Here is a 15,566-nt window from a genome sequence, read left to right on the forward strand (position 1 = left end):
AAAACCGACCGTCCCGTAGGGTTTCCATCCGGCGGCCGGCCACGGCGTCAGCAAGCTTGCCCGATGCTTCGGCATCGCGCCGCACTTGCTTCCTGGTGGACCGGCACGCCGGATGAGAAACAGAATTGACTCGGAGTTCTTTGAAACTGCTCTAGGCGGCAATCGGCGCGACCTACTCGCTGTCGAGCTCGCTGTCCCAATAGAGGAAATCGCGCCAGCTTTCGTGGAGGTAGTTGGGCGGGAACGAGCGGCCGTTCTCCTGCAACTGCCAGGTCGTCGGCTGCGCCGGCGGGTACTGCAGCTTCATCCGGCTTTCGGATATCAGCCGATCGCCCTTCTGCAGATTGCAAATGCGGCATGCCGCGACGACGTTCTCCCAATTGGTCCGTCCGCCGCGCGAACGCGGCACGACATGATCGAAGGACAGGTCCTCGACGGCGAAGCGGTGATAGCAGTACTGGCAGGTAAATTTGTCGCGCAGGAAGACGTTGAACCGGGTGAAGGCCGGACGCCGCGATCCGGGCACGTACTCCTTGAGCGAGATCACGCTGGGCAGCTTCATTTGGAAACTCGGCGAATGCACGACGTGGTCGTATTCCGAGACCACGTTGACGCGATCGAGGAACACCGCCTTGATCGATTCCTGCCAGCTCCAGAGGGACAATGGGAAATAGCTGAGCGGACGGAAATCCGCGTTCAGCACCAAAGCCGGGCTTGCTTCAAATGTCGCCGTCATATCGTCGCCGCCCGATGTACCCTTATCGTTCTCCCGTATACCCGGCCGCATGTTACCGTTTTGTCGTCGATTGACCAGAAAAATTCGAGCGTTTCCAAATTGATGCCCTCCGATGTTGGACCTCAATCGGTGCTCGCATGCTGTCCGGAGAGACGTGATTTGTGCGCGCCGGTAAGCGATGCGAGCCAATCGACGACGCTGCGGACCCGGCTTACTTTGAGCAATTCGCCATGGACCAGCATCCAGAGTTCACGGCGCACCACCGGCGCGGCCCCGGTCACGCGGACGAGGCCGGGCTCGCTGTCGCCGCGATAGCACGGCAGGATGCCGACGCCGATCCCCGCCTTGACTGCTTCGACCATGGCGTGAACGCCGTTGCAGCGCAGGACCGGCTGGAATCCGGGCACCGAGCGCCGGCACCACACCGCCTCCGGGATGTGCGACAGGGTCTCGTCGTGGCCGATCCAGTCGAGATCGGGCAAGGCGAGCGCGGACCGCCCCGTCATATAGGTTGCGTTGCCATAAATCGCATAGCCGATGTCGGCGAGGCGGCGGGTGCGCGCCACCCCTTCCCGCGGCCGGGCCAAGCGGAGAGCGATATCGGCCTCACGGCGGGCCAGGTTGAGATTGGTGTTGTCGCCGATCAACTCGAGCGCAATATCCGGGTACGTGTCCCGGAACGCGGCGAGCCGCGGCACCAGGAAGCTGGCCAACAGGGATTCGACGGAGGTCAGCCGCACCGTCCCCGAAAGCGCGGTGTCGCGGCCGGCCACCGTCCGCTCGAGGCGGTCGGCCGCGCCTTCCATGGTTTCGGCGTGAGCGACGACACTGGCGCCGACCGCTGTCGCGACCATACGACGGTCGACGCGGTCGAACAGGCGCGCGCCGAGATCGTGCTCGATGGCGGCGAGCCGCCGGGCGACCGTTGTCTGGTTGACATCGAGCTGATCGGCGGCGGCGGACAGGGTCCCGCTGCGGGCCACCGACAACACATAACGCAAGTCATCCCAGTTCATAAGCATTACCCTGCAATACTGCAGTCCGAAACTGCGATTTTGGCTATTGTTTCGGCAATTTTGCAACCCAAGCCTTATGGTCTTCCGTTACTGTGCTGGGAGAAGCCGGATGACCACGCCCAAGACCCTCCTGCAAATGGCCGGGGCCAACCTGGCGCCGCCGCGTCTTCAGGATGCCGCGGTGGTGTTGATCGATTGCCAGATGGAATATGTCAGCGGCGGCCTCAAGCTACCGAGCGTCGACGATGCTCTCGACGAAGTCCTGCACCTCACCGCCAAGGCGCGGCGCGCGGGGGCGCCGATCATCCATATCGTTCACGGCGGCCAAGCCGGCGGCCTGTTCGATCTCGACGGCCCGGGCGGTCAGATCGCACCCCAGGCGGCACCGGTCGACGGCGAGACGGTGGTCGGCAAGTCGATGCCGAATGGGTTCGCCCATACCGATCTTGACGAGAAGCTGCGAGGGACCGGCAAGCGCGAGCTGATCGTCGCCGGATTCATGACCCATATGTGCGTCAGCTCGACGATCCGCGCTGCCGTCGACCTCGGCTACCGCAGCACGCTCGTCGCCGGCGCCGCGGCGACCCGTGACCTGCCCCAGCCGGGCGGCGATATTATCGATGCCGGTACCCTCCACCGGGCAACCGTCGCCGCCCTCGCCGACCGCTTTGCGATCATCGTCGCCAACGCGGCCGCGCTCGAGGAGTAGCCTGGCCTCGAGCGCTCCAGCTTCGCCGAGGACGGGAGCCGAGACATGATGTGACTCGCGCCGCGCCGACTGCTATTCACAAGGCAACGGCACAGGCATTCGATCCGGAGGAATCATCATGGCGGCGATGATCAATTCTGCCCTCGACCGGGTCGCGTCGCCGCCGATCGCCGAAGCCGAAAGCTGGCTGCAAGGGGCGGCACCGGCGACCAACGCGGCGCCCCTCGATTTGGCCCAGGCGGTCCCCAATTACGACCCGGCACCCGAACTGCTCGACTATCTCGCCGGCGCTGTGCGCGAACCGGGAACCGCATTCTACACACCGATCCTGGGTCTCGACGCCCTGCGCGAATCACTCGCCGCGTCCCTGTCCGGCGAATATGGCGCCCCGATATCGGCGGCGGAAACCACGATCACCACCGGCTGCAACCACGCCTTCTGCATGGCCACTCTCGCCGTCGCCGGGGCGGGCGATGAGGTCATCCTGCCGGAACCGTTCTATTTCAATCACGACATGTGGTTCGACATGCAGGGGATCGCGACGGTTCCCCTGCCCTGCCGGCCGGGCACCGAGGGCATGGTGCCGGACCCCGAGGAAGCAGCGGCCCTGATCACGCCGCGCACGCGCGCTATCGTGCTGATCACGCCGAACAATCCGACCGGCACCATCTATTCCAACGCCCGGCTCAAGGCGTTTTATGACCTCGCGGCGAACCACGGTCTCGCTCTCGTCATCGATGAGACCTACAAGGATTTCCGCCCCGCCGACGGTGGTGACGAACCGCAGCCGCCGCATACCTTGTTCCAAGAAGAGGGCTGGCGGGACACGCTCATCCAGCTCTACAGTTTCTCCAAGGCCTTCAGCCTGACCGGCTACCGCGTCGGCTCGCTGGTTACCGGCGAGAGGATCATGGCGGCGGTGGCAAAGATCGCCGACACCATTACCATCTGCCCGCCCCATATCGGCCAACTGGCGGCGCTCTATGGGCTCGAACACTTGACCGCATGGCGGGAGGAGAAACGCGCCCGGGTGCTGGGCCTGATCGACGCCCTGGACGACGCCTTCCAACGCCACCGCCCGCCCTATGATCTGGTCTCTCGTGGCGCATTCTTCGCCTACCTGCGCCATCCCTTCGCCGGCACATCGTCGATCGATGTCGCCAAGCGGCTGGCCGCGGACCAGCGCCTGCTGGTGCTGCCCGGCGAGTTTTTCGGCGAGAGCCAAAGCGAATATCTGCGCGTCGCCTTCGCCAACGCCGACACCGGGCAACTCGACGAGCTCGCCAGCCGACTGGCGCGCTTGGGGTAGTCAGGAGTCGGGGCCCCGCACCCTCACCGCAATCCGCTAGTCCTCGAAGGCGAAGATCCGCTTCCAGTCGTTCTTCATGCTGATGACGACCCAGCCCTGCATCATTGCCTCGTCGTAGAGCGCCTGGGTGAACCTGCCCACTCTGGTGTCGGGCAGCGACTGGGCAGGCCCGTAGGCATACTCGCGCTCGGCGTCGTCATGCAATACGAGCATCGCCAGACGCGCGCCATCGCCGGCGTTCGTGTATTCCAGCATCTCCCGATCACCGGTCGAATTGCCGAATGCCGCGTGCGGCCGGCGCCCGATCATTAGGTGGATGCCCTCGGCCTTGCCCGCGTCGTTGACGTGAATGTAAGTCTTCGGTTCCCGGATAAGAACCGGCTTGCCATGCTTGTCATAAGTATAGGACGTGCGCTGGGCGGTGCCGACCACCTGCTCGGGCGGAACGCCGTAGACCCGCTCGGCATATACCCGCACGAAATCCTGTCCACCGCCGGTGACGATGTAGGTCTTGAAGCCGGCGGCGCGCAAGTATGCCAACAGCTCCTGCATGGGGAGGTAGGTGAGATCGGTATAGGGCCGTCGCCAGCGCGGGTGCCTGGCGGTGGCGAGCCATTGCTGCACCTCGGCGTTGAATACCTCGACACTCATTCCGGTCGTCGTCGCGTCGAGCGTCGTCATGAAATCGTGCATCGGCAGCTTTGCGACTGCCGCCGCGGTGTCGGCGAGCACGCTTTTGAACGGCTCGATCTCGGCGAGCTCGGGTTTTTCCTTTACCACCGCCGGGACGCGGTCGGCGCTGAACATCAGCCCGGCATACATGGGGTGCGAAACCCACAGCGTGCCATCCTGGTCGAAGGCGGCGACGCGCTCGGCCGCGGGTACGAAATCCGTACTCGACTCGTCGGTCGTCGTCCGCACGAACTCGATGATCGCGCGCTTGGCCGCGCCGTCGTTCCACGACGGAAGCGGGTCGCTCTGCGCGAGTGCCAGCGTCGCCAAAGCGAGGTAAGTAGCGAGCGCGAGCATGACGGCCGGTATGCGGTGGAGATGTGGAAACATGATAGCCCCTAGGGATCCGATTCGCGAAACGCCGTCGCGATGAATTCGGCGCCGGCGACCAGGCCGAACTCGTCGATGCCGTGCTGGACCCGCGGCCGGCGGTGCCACTCGACGGCGACGCCGGCGGCGCTGAGCCCGTCGACCGTGGCGGGCAAGGCGGCGACCGGAACCACCGGATCGTCCTCGCCGTGGACCAACAGGACCGGCGGTTTCGAACGGGCCTCCACGGTCAGCGTTTCGCCGCCGATCAGCAGCCCGGAATAGCCGACGACGGCGGCGCAGCCGCGCGGCCGCCGTAGCGCCACATAGAGCGCCATCATGGTGCCCTGGGAAAACCCGATCAAGGCCAGCCGGTCGTCGCCGAGGTTGCGTTCGGCGAGCGCCGCATCGAGATAGGCGTCGATCGCCGGCGCCACGCCCTTGGCGCCGCGCAGCATCTCGTCTGGGCTCATGTCGGAAAGCGGAAACCATTGCCGGCCCATGGGGTTGGCGTCGCAGGGTTCGGGCCCGTTCGGCGACAGAAACTCCGCATCGGGCAAGAATCGCGACATCGGCGGAGCGAGGCCAATGAGATCATTGCCGTCGGCGCCCCAGCCGTGCAGCAGGACGACCAATTGACGCGGCGCTCCGCCGCTGGCGGGGCCAAAGCCGGGCCCGTCGAGGGCGGGAGAGTCGGGCATGCGGGATCCTTTCCGTGGCGCCGTTTTCCTATCCGAATTCACCCATTGCCGCCAGCCCGAAGAAAGCCGATATCATGACAACACGCGAATGGCGAATAGGAGGGCAGGATGGACGGAACGGCACCGGGCTACGCCAAGCATCCGGGTTATCGCATCGCTTTCGAGCCGAGCGCCAAACGGGTGCGGGTCGAATTCGGCGGCGAGATAGTGGCAGATACGACGGCGGTGCGCCTGCTCCATGAGACCAAACACCTGCCGGTCTATTACTTCCCGCGCGACGACGTGCGCATGGACCTGCTGAGCGCGACCGATCATCGGTCCTATTGTCCGTTCAAAGGCGAGGCGTCCTATTGGACCGTCGGCGCCGGCGGCCGAACGGCCGAGAACGCGGTGTGGAGCTATGAAGACCCCTACGACGAGGTGGCGGAAATCGCCGGCTACATGGCCTTCTACTGGGACCGCATGGACGCCTGGTACGAAGAGGACGAGAAGGTCTTCGTCCACGCCCGTGACCCCTATACGCGGATCGATATCGTGCGCAGCGCGCGGCCGGTGCAGGTCGTGGTCGACGGCGAGGTGTTGGCCGAAACCGAACGCGCGCTGTTCCTGGTCGAGACCGGCCTGCCGGCGCGCTACTACATCCCGCGCGATGACGTGCGGCTGGACCGGCTCTCGCCCAGCGACCGCACCACGCAATGCCCCTACAAGGGAACCGCGATCTACTGGTCGGTCGATAACGGGAACCAGGCCCACGCGGACATCGTCTGGAGCTATCCCGACCCGGTCGCCGAGGTCGCGCGGATCAAGGATCACTTGTGCTTTTTCAACGAGCGGGTCGACGCCATCTCGATCGACGGCCTGGCCGAGGCAAATCCCAAGACCAAGTGGTCCTGAAAACCGGGCCAGCGAGCTCGCGTTTCGTTCCTGGCTTAGATCGCGCCGCCTTCGCGGTCGTTGAGGTGGTGGTAGTAGTGCCACATGAGATGGGCGGCGGCGCCACGCCACGGCCGCCAGGGTTCGGCCACGGCAACCAACTTAGCCCGTTTCGGTGTCCCCTTCAGACCCTTCATATGGATCACCGCCTTGGCCAAGGCGAGGTCGTCGATCGGCCACACGTCGGCACGGCCAAGAGCGAACAGCAGGTAGATCTCGGCACTCCAGCGACCGATGCCTTTGACCTCGATGAGTCGGTCGATCGCCTCCTCTTCCTCCAACTGCGCCAGGCCGTCGAGGTCGAGGGCGCCGCTCGCGACGTGACGGGCAAGCGCGCGGGAATACTCGATCTTCTGACGACTCAATCCCATCTTGCGCAGAGTGGTCGTTCTGAGCCGGGCGAATTTTTCCGCCGACATCGGCTGGCAGCCGCCTTCGACGCGGCCCCATATGGCGCGTGCCGCATGGGTCGAAACCTGCTGCCCGACGATGGTCCGCAAAAGCGCCGGAAATCCCATCTCCGCTCGACGCAGGGCGGGCCTGCCGGCGGCCGTGAGCGCGCGCGCGATATCGGGATCGCGAGCCGCCAGTTCATCGAGCCCGCGAGCGAGCGAGGTTTTGGTCAGCTGTCGTTTCATAGTTCGCGCCGCACCGAGATTTGCCCCCGAAGACAGCGCGCGATGGTATAGGAACATCGCGTTGGCCGCGATACAGAGATCATGATCTGCACCAGATTCGCTCCCAGCCCGACCGGACACCTTCATCTCGGTCACGCCTATTCGGCGCTGTTCGCCTGGCGCGCGGCCCGCGAATCGGGAGGGCGCTTCCTGCTGCGCATCGAAGACATCGATCGCGGCCGGTGCCGAACGGAATTCGACGACGCCATTGTCGAAGACCTCGCCTGGCTCGGCCTCGACTGGGACGGGCCGGTGCGCCGCCAGTCCGCGCATTTCACTGATTATCGCGCCGCGCTCGATGCCCTCATCACTGCCGGACTGCTCTATCCGTGTTTCTGCACCCGCAAGGACATCCAACGTGAGATCGCGACGATCGGCGCCGCGCCCCATGGCCCGGACGGTCCGACATATCCGGGTACCTGCCGCGAGCTGGCGCCCGACGAACGGGCGGCGCGGATGGAGACCGGAGCGGCCTATGCCCTCCGTCTCGACATGGCGGCCGCGGCCGCCGCCGCCGGCCCGCTGACCTGGACCGACCGGGAGGCCGGCGAGGTGACGGCAAAGCCGGGGGCGTTCGGCGATGTCGTGCTGGCGCGGAAGGATACGCCGACGAGCTATCACCTGTCGGTTACCGTCGACGACGCGGTGCAGAACGTGACACTGGTGACCCGGGGCTGCGACCTGATGCCGTCGACCCACATACACCGCCTGCTCCAGGCCCTGCTCGGCCTGCCGACCCCGGACTATCACCATCATCCGCTGATCACCGATGCCGAGGGCCGCCGCTTCGCCAAACGCGACCGGCCGCCGACCTTGCGTGACCTGCGCGAAAACGGCGTCACCGCCGACGAGGCCGCGGCGATCGCGGCCGATGGCCAGATTGCGGCCTATTCATTCAGCATCCAGCCATAGGACGTTCCGGCGAGAACCGACTTCACCTCGGCGAAGTTCTCGATCGTCTCGCGCAGCGGATAGGGATTGGCCCGGGCGTATTTGACGGCGACCGGCAATGCCGAAAGCCCCAGATACCGGCATGTCTTGTCATAGGCGATGCGCGGATCGTCGGCGATGTCGTTCTCGTAGACCAAAGAGAGCGCGGCAGACCCCGCGAGGGCCGAGCGCAAAGCGGCGAATTCGGCTTCCACCTGCGCCAATCCGGCCACCAAGGGGAGCCGGCCTTCCGAAAAACGGGCTTCGTCCACATCGATCGTGACCCGCCGCCGCGGCGCGCACATGTGACGGCGGTGATGGCGGTGGCCGCCGAAATGAACCGCGGTCCGCGACACGATACTGCGCAGGACGTTACGGCGCTGTAGAACGATGAAATGGCTGATCCCGGCCGCGGCGAGAAGCTCTATCAAGCCCGGCCAATCGCGACCGAAAGTTTCCGGTCCGTGGAGCTGCAATTCGAAGCCATAAAACCGCCGTCCCGCCCGGCCCATGCGCCGGCGCAAAAAGACGGCCGGCTCGGTTTGCTCCCGCCACAGGCCATGGTTCGGATTGAACACCTCGTGATCCCAGAAGATCTCCCGATTGTCGCCGAGCATATGCCCGAGCACGGTGCTACCCGAACGCCCGGCATGGAACATGACGACGTTTCCCGGCCGGTCGGCGGGGATCGGCCGGCCGGGTATCATGGCATCGATATATTTGAATGCCCGATAGGCCGAACCGCTAACACGCTTGGTCAGCGAGGCCGAGTTCCGGCTCATGGATTGCCCTTCCCCGCGCCGGCTACTGGCGCAGGCCGCGAACGATTTCGAGGTAGTCGGGATGATCCGGCGGGATGAGGCCGTGGCGGACCGCGAAATCGATGATGACCAGGTTGCAGTTGAACTTGAAATCGGATGTCTCGGCGACGACCCGAAGCACCTCGTCGGCCGGCCACAGATAAAACTCGGCGATCTCGCCGTCGGTGTTGCGTGGGGTGAAATCCGGCGGCAATTCCAGGTCGTAACAGAACTGCACGTCCGGCTTCAGGCCCTCTTCGGTCTCGGCGCAATAGGTGATCGCGCCGACGGCGCGCGCAGTGCGGGCGATCGCCTCCGGGACAGCCGCCTCCTCTGCCGCTTCCTTGACCAGGTTGTCCATCAGCCCAATGCCCAGCGGTTGGCCGCCGGCGATCATATTGTCAAGCATACCGGGATAGGTCGGTTTGTCGGGTGATCGCCTGCCGACCCACATCCGAATCTCGCCGCCGTCGCGGACAAACCCATTGACGTGAACGCCATAGGCGCGAACGCCGAACAAGGGCACCGCTGCGCGCTCCATTCTCAACAATGGCGGCGCCGTGAAGGAGAGCGAAACCGGATAAGCCTCGTCTCGCCAGGTGGTGACCGTGCCGTCTTCGGCGAGGATCCGCAGGACCTTTTCGACCGTCTCGGAGCGCTCCTCGAAACCGCGTATGTCCGGGTTCAGGGTCACCGAATCGACGAGCACTGTAAACACCTCGGGGAGTTCGCGCAGGCGTTCCGCCATCGTCTCGCCGACCCATCCGACCCCGTGGCCATCGACGAAGAACCGGCGGTAGCGTGACAGGTCCGCGTTGTTGCACGCTGCGATGCGGTCGAGGAAGCTCATCCGCCGACGGGGGTATAGTCGTAAGCGCCGATGCCCTGTACCAGGACGAAACAGCAATCGCTATCGCCGCCGTTGCTGACCCGGTGAGCCGTCTTCGGCTCGAGGGTCAGTCGTTCGCCCGGTTGCAACCGGTGTTCCTCGCGCGGCGCACGCGATTCGACCACCAACGCACCCTTGGCGCAGGTGAAATTCTCGGTGACTTGGCTGTGGAAATGCCAGGGGATGACATCGCCGGCGGCGAGCGTAACGTGCAAGGCGCGCAGATCCATCGTTTCGGCGATGATCGTCGTGTTCTTGATCTCGTATTGGCCATCCCAAGGCCGGCTTCCGATGTCGTTCATGGCGCGGCTTCCCTCCTATCGTCACGTTGGCCAAATATCATAGCGCGATTCGGACGGCGCCTCACCGGCCGCCTCGCCCAAACCTCAACAGAATCGATTCTACGCCGAATTATCCGCGTTGATAGCATCAAGAAACGATTTGCCGAAATCCTTGAGCTTCTTCGGACCAACGCCGCCAACCTGAATCATTTGTTCAAGAGTTGCCGGTCGCAATCGGCACATATCATGCAAGGTCGCGTCGGAAAAAATCACAAACGCCGGCACGCCCCGCTCAAGGGCGAACTCACGTCGCAGCGCCTTTAACCGCGTTAGCAGTTCTGTGTCGATATCATCCACTGACTGCAACGATAGATGCGCCCGCTTCGATGTCTTTGCCGATGCCGTTGGCTTTGGAATCTCACGGAAGTAGAAATGATCTATGCCCTTCAAAACCGCTTCGCCCTTTTGCGAAAGTTTCAGGCCGCCAAAGCGTTCGATATCGATCGAAAGGTAACCGCCCGCGACCGCCTGTCGGATAAAGGCCCGCCAGAAGCTCTTGGGGTGTGACTGGCCGGCGCCGAAATTCGGCAGCTGATCGTGCCCGCGAGCGTGGATCTTCTCCGAGGTGCTGCCAACCAAGACGTCTATGATATGTGCCGCGCCAAACCGCTGTCCGGTTCGAGCGATGGCGGATAGGAGCATTCGCGCCTCCGTCGTGCCATCGATAACCGTCGGCGGATCAAGGCAAACATCACAATTCGCGCAAGGCGATGATGCTTCGCCAAAGTATGCGAGAAGGGCGACTCGGCGACACTGGGTCGCCTCGCAATAGGCCAAGAGTGAATCCAGTCGCTTGTGTTCGCGGCGCTTGTGGTCTTCGTCCGAGGCTTCCTGATCAATGAACCGGCGGCGCATTCGGATGTCATCCAAGGCATATAGCATTTGAACTTCAGCCGCTTTTCCGTCACGCCCCGCGCGCCCGATCTCCTGGTAGTAAGCCTCCATGCTACCGGGCAGGTTTAGGTGCAAGACGTGGCGGATATCCGATTTATCGATCCCCATGCCAAAGGCGATGGTCGCCACCATGATCACGCCCTCTTCGGCCATAAAAATCTCCTGGTTCTCTCTGCGCGCCCCTGCGGGTAGTCCGGCGTGATAGGGCAGCGCCCGGTAACCTTCTTTCGCAAGCAGGGCCGCCACCTCCTCGGTCAAGCGGCGGGACAGGCAATACACGATTCCCGCACCATTTCGCCGAGGTTCCAAGAAATTGAATAGTTGCCGGCGCCAGTCGGTCTTGGGCGCTACGCCGAGCCGCAAATTTGGTCGGTCGAAACCGAACACAATGATTTCGCCACGCCCGCCGAAGATTTTCTTGTTTATGTCCTGGCGTGTCGCACTATCCGCGGTCGCAGTAAAGGCAGCCAGCGTTGCCGTCGGAAATCGGTCCTTGAGCTCTGACAATGTTTCATATTCCGGGCGAAAACTGGCTCCCCACTTGGAAATGCAATGGGCCTCGTCGACGACGAACATTGCCGGATCTACGGCATCGAGCGCGGCAAGCATTCGGTCCGTCATGAGGCGCTCCGGCGACATGTAGAGCAGCTTAGCCGCACCCGCCTGAACGCGCCGCCAATCCTCGACGTTCTCCGCACGCGAGCGGCCGGAATGGATACAGCCGACGTCAATCCCGTTGGCTTTTAGCGCCGCAGCTTGGTCATCCATGAGCGCTACCAGCGGCGAAACAACTATTGTTGGGCGGTCGTTCAGCAGAGCCGATAGTTGATAGCACAGGGACTTACCCGCCCCCGTCGGCATAACGACGAGTGTATGAGCGCCCGCCAGCAAACGTTTGACAATCTCCCGCTGGCCCGGTCGAAAAACCGGAAAACCAAATATCGATTTCAGCAATTGCTCCGGCGCGTTCCTCACTTGCGGGGCCTCCTGGCGGAATCATGAACGTTGTTGCCTGATCGCGGTAAGTCCGATGCCGGTTCAATTATGGAAGCAAATAACGCTCCCTTCCATTTCCGCCGCCCAATCTTGGCCATAAGAGAGTTTCATTCTTCGCAATGAGTATCGTCTACGGCTAAAGCGCTCGAATTCCATCGAGTGGAACTTGGGTTGCTAAAAAGTGACCCTCGTTATGATCGCGCATTCGTTGTTCGATGGCAGGGTCACCGCGCCACGTTCTCGAGATGCAGCAGGATTTCACGATTGACCGCTTCGCCATGGGTGATCGGACCCATATGGCGCGCGCCTTCGATGGTGGCGAGATGGGCAGCATCGATGGTGGCGGCGACCAATTCGGCAATGCGCGCGGTGGTCGCGTTGGTCGCCCCACCCCGCGCGACCAAGGTCGGGACAGCGATCGCGGCCATGTCGGCAAGGGAGAAATCGACCGCGAAGCCGATCGCCCATTCGGCGGCGACCTTGTCCGCCGATTGAAGGACACGGGCGCGGACATTGTCCGGCAGCGCCGCCCACGCGCCGTCACCGTTCCAATAATCGACATAGCCACCGACACCGGGTGCCGGGTCGCCCCGCGCGACGGCGGCGATAAAGTTATCGCCGATCCGCCGTATCTCGTCGTGAAGCGCGGTCTCGCCGGCCAATTCGAGGATCGAGAAGAGCACCGGCTCGTAAAGCACGAGACTACGCAACGGAAGCGCATCCGCCATCGCCATCCGCAACGAGATCGCCGCCCCATAGGAATGGCCGACGAGATGAATTGGCGCGCCGGCGATGTCGGCGAGCGCCCGCACCAGGGCAAACTCGTCTTCGGCATCGAGCGCCGCGCCGGCGGGCCACGGCTCGCTGTCGCCGTAGCCGAGCAGGTCCGGCGCCAGCGCACGGTAGCCGCGCGCCCGCAACTCCTCGACCAACAGCGACCATTGCGCGCCGCTGCTCGACGAGCTGTGTAGAAGCAGGACCGGTTCGCCGTCGCCCGAATCCAAATAGGCGACCCGGCGTCCGCGGACTAGCGTCGTCGGCACGTTCCCTCCTCCGAGACGTCGTTCAGGCCCGCTTGGCGTAGCCTTTTTCCGAGGTCAGGACGGTTTCCACATAGGCCAGCTGGCGCAGGCAACGGGCGACGTAGTCCGTTTCCTCGGCCGCCATGCCGGCGACCTGAATATCGATATGCAGTTCGTCTCCCGCGACCCCGCTAAGCAGGCTGTGCCACGAATTGGGAACCAGCCCACGCTTGGCAAACATTCCGAGGACCCGCGGCATGACCCCCGGCTCGGCCACGGCGCAGACATAGAAACAGGCGGTGGGTTGAAAATCAGTCGATGTCGTCGATGACATGATACGCAAACTCCCTTGCATCAGGATTCCGGCAAACAGCACGTCCCGGACGCCCCGTGGGCGCCGGGCCGTTAATTCGCCGGATGAGAGCTCGCGTTGTCATGCGAAAGACCTTAACGCCCCGCCGGTTAACCGTCAATAAACCGCGCGCGGAATTCGTCGACCTTGTCGAGCAGGCGCTGGATATCGGCCCACTCGGTATACGGATTGAGCAGGACCGCCCGCAACCAGCGGCGACCGAGGAGGCGGGGGAGGGAGAGAAAGATTCGCGCCTCGGCGAGCAGCGCCCGCTGAAGCTCGGCATTCAGTCGGTCGGCCTCCGTCTCGTCGCCGGGCGGGACCAAACGAAAGCAAACCAGATTGGTTTGGGGTCGGCAAGCAACGGCGACCCCGCTGCGCTGCGCGAGCTGTGACGCCAGCCGCGTCGCGTGACCGATCCCGGCCTCGATCAATGAATCGAATCCCTGCCGCCCGATATGCTGAAGGGTGAGCCACAGCTTGAGCACTTCGGCGTGTCGCGTCCCCTGGAGCGACAGCTCTCCCAGATTAACGAACCCGTTGGTCTCCGCCATGTAGGGCGCGTCGATGCGAAACGATTGGAGCAGCGTATCGTTGTCGCGAAATAGGACGCACGCGCAGGTCTTGGCGACATAAAGCCACTTCTGCGGATTGAAGGTGATCGAGTCGGCGGCCTCGATGCCGGCGATCAGTGGCGCGGCAGACTTCGAAAACGCCAATCCCCCGCCATAGGCGGCGTCGACATGGAGCCAAACACCGTGGCGCCGGGCGATTTCGGCGATCGGCGGCAGAGGGTCGATGCTGCCGGTGATCGTGGTGCCGACAGTGGCGACCATCGCCATCGCGACGCCGCCGGCGGCGAGATGCTCCGCTACCGCCGTTTCGAGCGCGGCGGGGTCCATGCGATAGTCGGCGTCCACCGCCACCGGGATCACCGCCTCGGCGCCGACGCCGAGGATCATGGCCGCCTTGCGGATCGATGCGTGGGCCTGGGCCGACGCGAAGATCGCCGGGCGCCGGTTGCGATCCAGCGCCGCCCACGCGGCATCGCCGAGAGCGCGATTGCGGGCCACCGCCAAGGCCTGCAAGTTGGCCAGGCTGCCGCCGCTGGTCAGCACCCCGCCGGCACCGGGACCGAACCCGAATTGACGCGCGAACGCATCGACGACCGCCAGCTCCAGACGAGACAGCAGGGGCGACATTTCGAGGCTCAGCATGTTGTTGTTGAGCTCGGCCGAGAGCAGTTCGCCGAGTACGGATATCGTCGCCGGGATCGAATCCATGTGGCCGATATATCCCGGATGGGCGGCATTCATCGATCCGTCCACGAGGCTGCCGAGTTCGGCCAAGATATCGTCGACCGGCCGCGCCGTCTCGGGAATCACGGGCGAATCCGGCAGGCTTCCGTCGTCCGGCAGCGGCGACCGCGCGCCTGCGGTCGACGCCCAATTCGCCGCCAGCTCGACAATACGGTGTGTCAAATCCTCGACGGCGGCGCGGTTGGATCCGTCGGGCGCGACAAATGCTGCCGCGGGCAAGTGGGATCGGTCCATCTTCCTCGACACTCAATAAAATAGGCCGGCCCGAAAACCGGACCGGCCCATGATAGCGAAAGCGTTCGCTTACTGCTTGATGGCTTCGGCGCCGATAAACAGAGTGGCGTCCTCGCCGATCCCGGGTATGAACTTGTCCATCCCCCATTCGCTCCGCTTAACGTCGAGTTCGGCGCTAAACCCGGTGTGGGTTGCCTTTTCGTTGAACGGGTTCGGTGACGGCTGGCCCCACTTGAAATCGAAGGTGACCGGCTTCGTGACGCCAAGGAGGGTCAGATCGCCGGTCATGCGTCCGGTTGTATCGTCGATGCGCTCGATGTTGGTGCTCTTGAACGTGATCTCGGGAAATTCCTCTGCGTTGAAGAAATCGGGGCTCCGCAAATGCTTGTCGCGCGCCTCGTGATTGGTGTCGACGCTGCTGGCGTCGATCACCACCTCGACCGAGCTGTTTCCCGGGTTTTCCTCGTCGAGAACGAGCGCACCTTCAACGCCGTTGAACCGGCCCATCAGGTCGGACCAACCCAAGTGATTGATCTTGAAATAGACGAAAGAGTGGGCCGGATCAAATTGGTAGTTGTCGGCGGCGCTCGCCGATGCCGGGAGGTTTACGGCCCCGATCAGGGCGGCGCCAAAGAGCAAGGCGGGAATCTTCGATTTCAACATGAGA

17 protein-coding genes are annotated in these 15,566 nt (G+C 63.7%); 4 read left to right on the forward strand and 13 right to left on the reverse strand.

Annotation, left to right across the window (positions count from 1 at the left end; all coding sequences use genetic code 11):
* Positions 1 to 172 precede the first annotated feature (172 nt).
* Positions 173 to 736 carry an HNH endonuclease gene (locus GY791_17595; protein ID MCP4330242.1) on the reverse strand — a complete coding sequence of 188 codons (564 nt, stop codon included), beginning with the start codon at positions 734 to 736 and terminating at the stop codon, positions 173 to 175.
* A gap of 122 nt (positions 737 to 858) precedes the next feature.
* Positions 859 to 1,752: a LysR family transcriptional regulator gene (locus tag GY791_17600; GenBank protein ID MCP4330243.1), complete on the reverse strand. Its 894-nt coding sequence runs from the start codon at positions 1,750 to 1,752 to the stop codon at positions 859 to 861.
* A 109-nt stretch (positions 1,753 to 1,861) separates the two neighbouring features.
* Between GY791_17600 and GY791_17605 the strand changes: the two genes are divergently transcribed.
* Together GY791_17605 and GY791_17610 are read left to right on the forward strand one after the other, a co-directional pair.
* On the forward strand, positions 1,862 to 2,461 hold the full coding sequence (locus tag GY791_17605) for a cysteine hydrolase (protein ID MCP4330244.1): 600 nt from the start codon (positions 1,862 to 1,864) through the stop codon (positions 2,459 to 2,461).
* A gap of 118 nt (positions 2,462 to 2,579) precedes the next feature.
* On the forward strand, positions 2,580 to 3,770 hold the full coding sequence (locus tag GY791_17610) for an aminotransferase (protein MCP4330245.1): 1,191 nt from the start codon (positions 2,580 to 2,582) through the stop codon (positions 3,768 to 3,770).
* Between the two features lie 36 nt (positions 3,771 to 3,806).
* On the opposite strand, the gene GY791_17615 is transcribed toward GY791_17610, so the two are convergent.
* Positions 3,807 to 4,832 carry a haloacid dehalogenase-like hydrolase gene (locus tag GY791_17615; GenBank protein MCP4330246.1) on the reverse strand — a complete coding sequence of 342 codons (1,026 nt, stop codon included), beginning with the start codon at positions 4,830 to 4,832 and terminating at the stop codon, positions 3,807 to 3,809.
* Between the two features lie 8 nt (positions 4,833 to 4,840).
* Positions 4,841 to 5,512, reverse strand: a complete 672-nt coding sequence (locus GY791_17620; GenBank protein MCP4330247.1) for an alpha/beta fold hydrolase — start codon at positions 5,510 to 5,512, stop codon at positions 4,841 to 4,843.
* Between the two features lie 108 nt (positions 5,513 to 5,620).
* On the opposite strand from GY791_17620, the gene GY791_17625 reads away from it, so the two are divergent.
* Positions 5,621 to 6,406: a DUF427 domain-containing protein gene (locus tag GY791_17625; protein ID MCP4330248.1), complete on the forward strand. Its 786-nt coding sequence runs from the start codon at positions 5,621 to 5,623 to the stop codon at positions 6,404 to 6,406.
* Positions 6,407 to 6,441: 35 nt separating this feature from the next.
* Here GY791_17625 and GY791_17630 read toward each other — a convergent pair whose 3' ends face one another.
* Positions 6,442 to 7,071, reverse strand: coding sequence for a DNA-3-methyladenine glycosylase 2 family protein (locus GY791_17630; protein MCP4330249.1), 630 nt, complete (start codon positions 7,069 to 7,071; stop codon positions 6,442 to 6,444).
* Between the two features lie 93 nt (positions 7,072 to 7,164).
* Here GY791_17630 and GY791_17635 point away from each other — a divergent pair, with 93 nt between their 5' ends.
* Positions 7,165 to 8,034, forward strand: coding sequence for a tRNA glutamyl-Q(34) synthetase GluQRS (locus tag GY791_17635; protein ID MCP4330250.1), 870 nt, complete (start codon positions 7,165 to 7,167; stop codon positions 8,032 to 8,034).
* Here GY791_17635 and GY791_17640 read toward each other — a convergent pair.
* The 8 genes from GY791_17640 to GY791_17675 all read right to left on the reverse strand — a co-directional run bounded on the left by GY791_17640 (position 8,010) and on the right by GY791_17675 (position 15,562).
* On the reverse strand, positions 8,010 to 8,834 hold the full coding sequence (locus tag GY791_17640) for a hypothetical protein (GenBank protein MCP4330251.1): 825 nt from the start codon (positions 8,832 to 8,834) through the stop codon (positions 8,010 to 8,012). The genes GY791_17635 and GY791_17640 overlap by 25 nt on opposite strands.
* A gap of 22 nt (positions 8,835 to 8,856) precedes the next feature.
* Positions 8,857 to 9,702, reverse strand: a complete 846-nt coding sequence (locus GY791_17645; GenBank protein ID MCP4330252.1) for a DUF4743 domain-containing protein — start codon at positions 9,700 to 9,702, stop codon at positions 8,857 to 8,859.
* Positions 9,699 to 10,043, reverse strand: coding sequence for a cupin domain-containing protein (locus tag GY791_17650; GenBank protein MCP4330253.1), 345 nt, complete (start codon positions 10,041 to 10,043; stop codon positions 9,699 to 9,701). Before GY791_17650 ends, GY791_17645 begins: the two co-directional genes overlap by 4 nt.
* A 99-nt stretch (positions 10,044 to 10,142) precedes the next feature.
* Positions 10,143 to 11,951, reverse strand: coding sequence for a DNA helicase RecQ (gene recQ / locus GY791_17655; protein ID MCP4330254.1), 1,809 nt, complete (start codon positions 11,949 to 11,951; stop codon positions 10,143 to 10,145).
* Positions 11,952 to 12,196: 245 nt separating this feature from the next.
* Positions 12,197 to 13,015 carry an alpha/beta hydrolase gene (locus tag GY791_17660; protein MCP4330255.1) on the reverse strand — a complete coding sequence of 273 codons (819 nt, stop codon included), beginning with the start codon at positions 13,013 to 13,015 and terminating at the stop codon, positions 12,197 to 12,199.
* A 22-nt stretch (positions 13,016 to 13,037) separates the two neighbouring features.
* Complete coding sequence (locus GY791_17665; protein MCP4330256.1) at positions 13,038 to 13,349, reverse strand: hypothetical protein; 312 nt, start codon at positions 13,347 to 13,349, stop codon at positions 13,038 to 13,040.
* Positions 13,350 to 13,456: 107 nt separating this feature from the next.
* Complete coding sequence (locus GY791_17670) at positions 13,457 to 14,899, reverse strand: aspartate aminotransferase family protein (GenBank protein ID MCP4330257.1); 1,443 nt, start codon at positions 14,897 to 14,899, stop codon at positions 13,457 to 13,459.
* A 69-nt stretch (positions 14,900 to 14,968) separates the two neighbouring features.
* Positions 14,969 to 15,562 carry a polyisoprenoid-binding protein gene (locus GY791_17675; GenBank protein ID MCP4330258.1) on the reverse strand — a complete coding sequence of 198 codons (594 nt, stop codon included), beginning with the start codon at positions 15,560 to 15,562 and terminating at the stop codon, positions 14,969 to 14,971.
* Positions 15,563 to 15,566: the final 4 nt, after the last annotated feature.

The organism is Alphaproteobacteria bacterium (assembly GCA_024244705.1).
Classification (GTDB): domain Bacteria; phylum Pseudomonadota; class Alphaproteobacteria; order JAAEOK01; family JAAEOK01; genus JAAEOK01.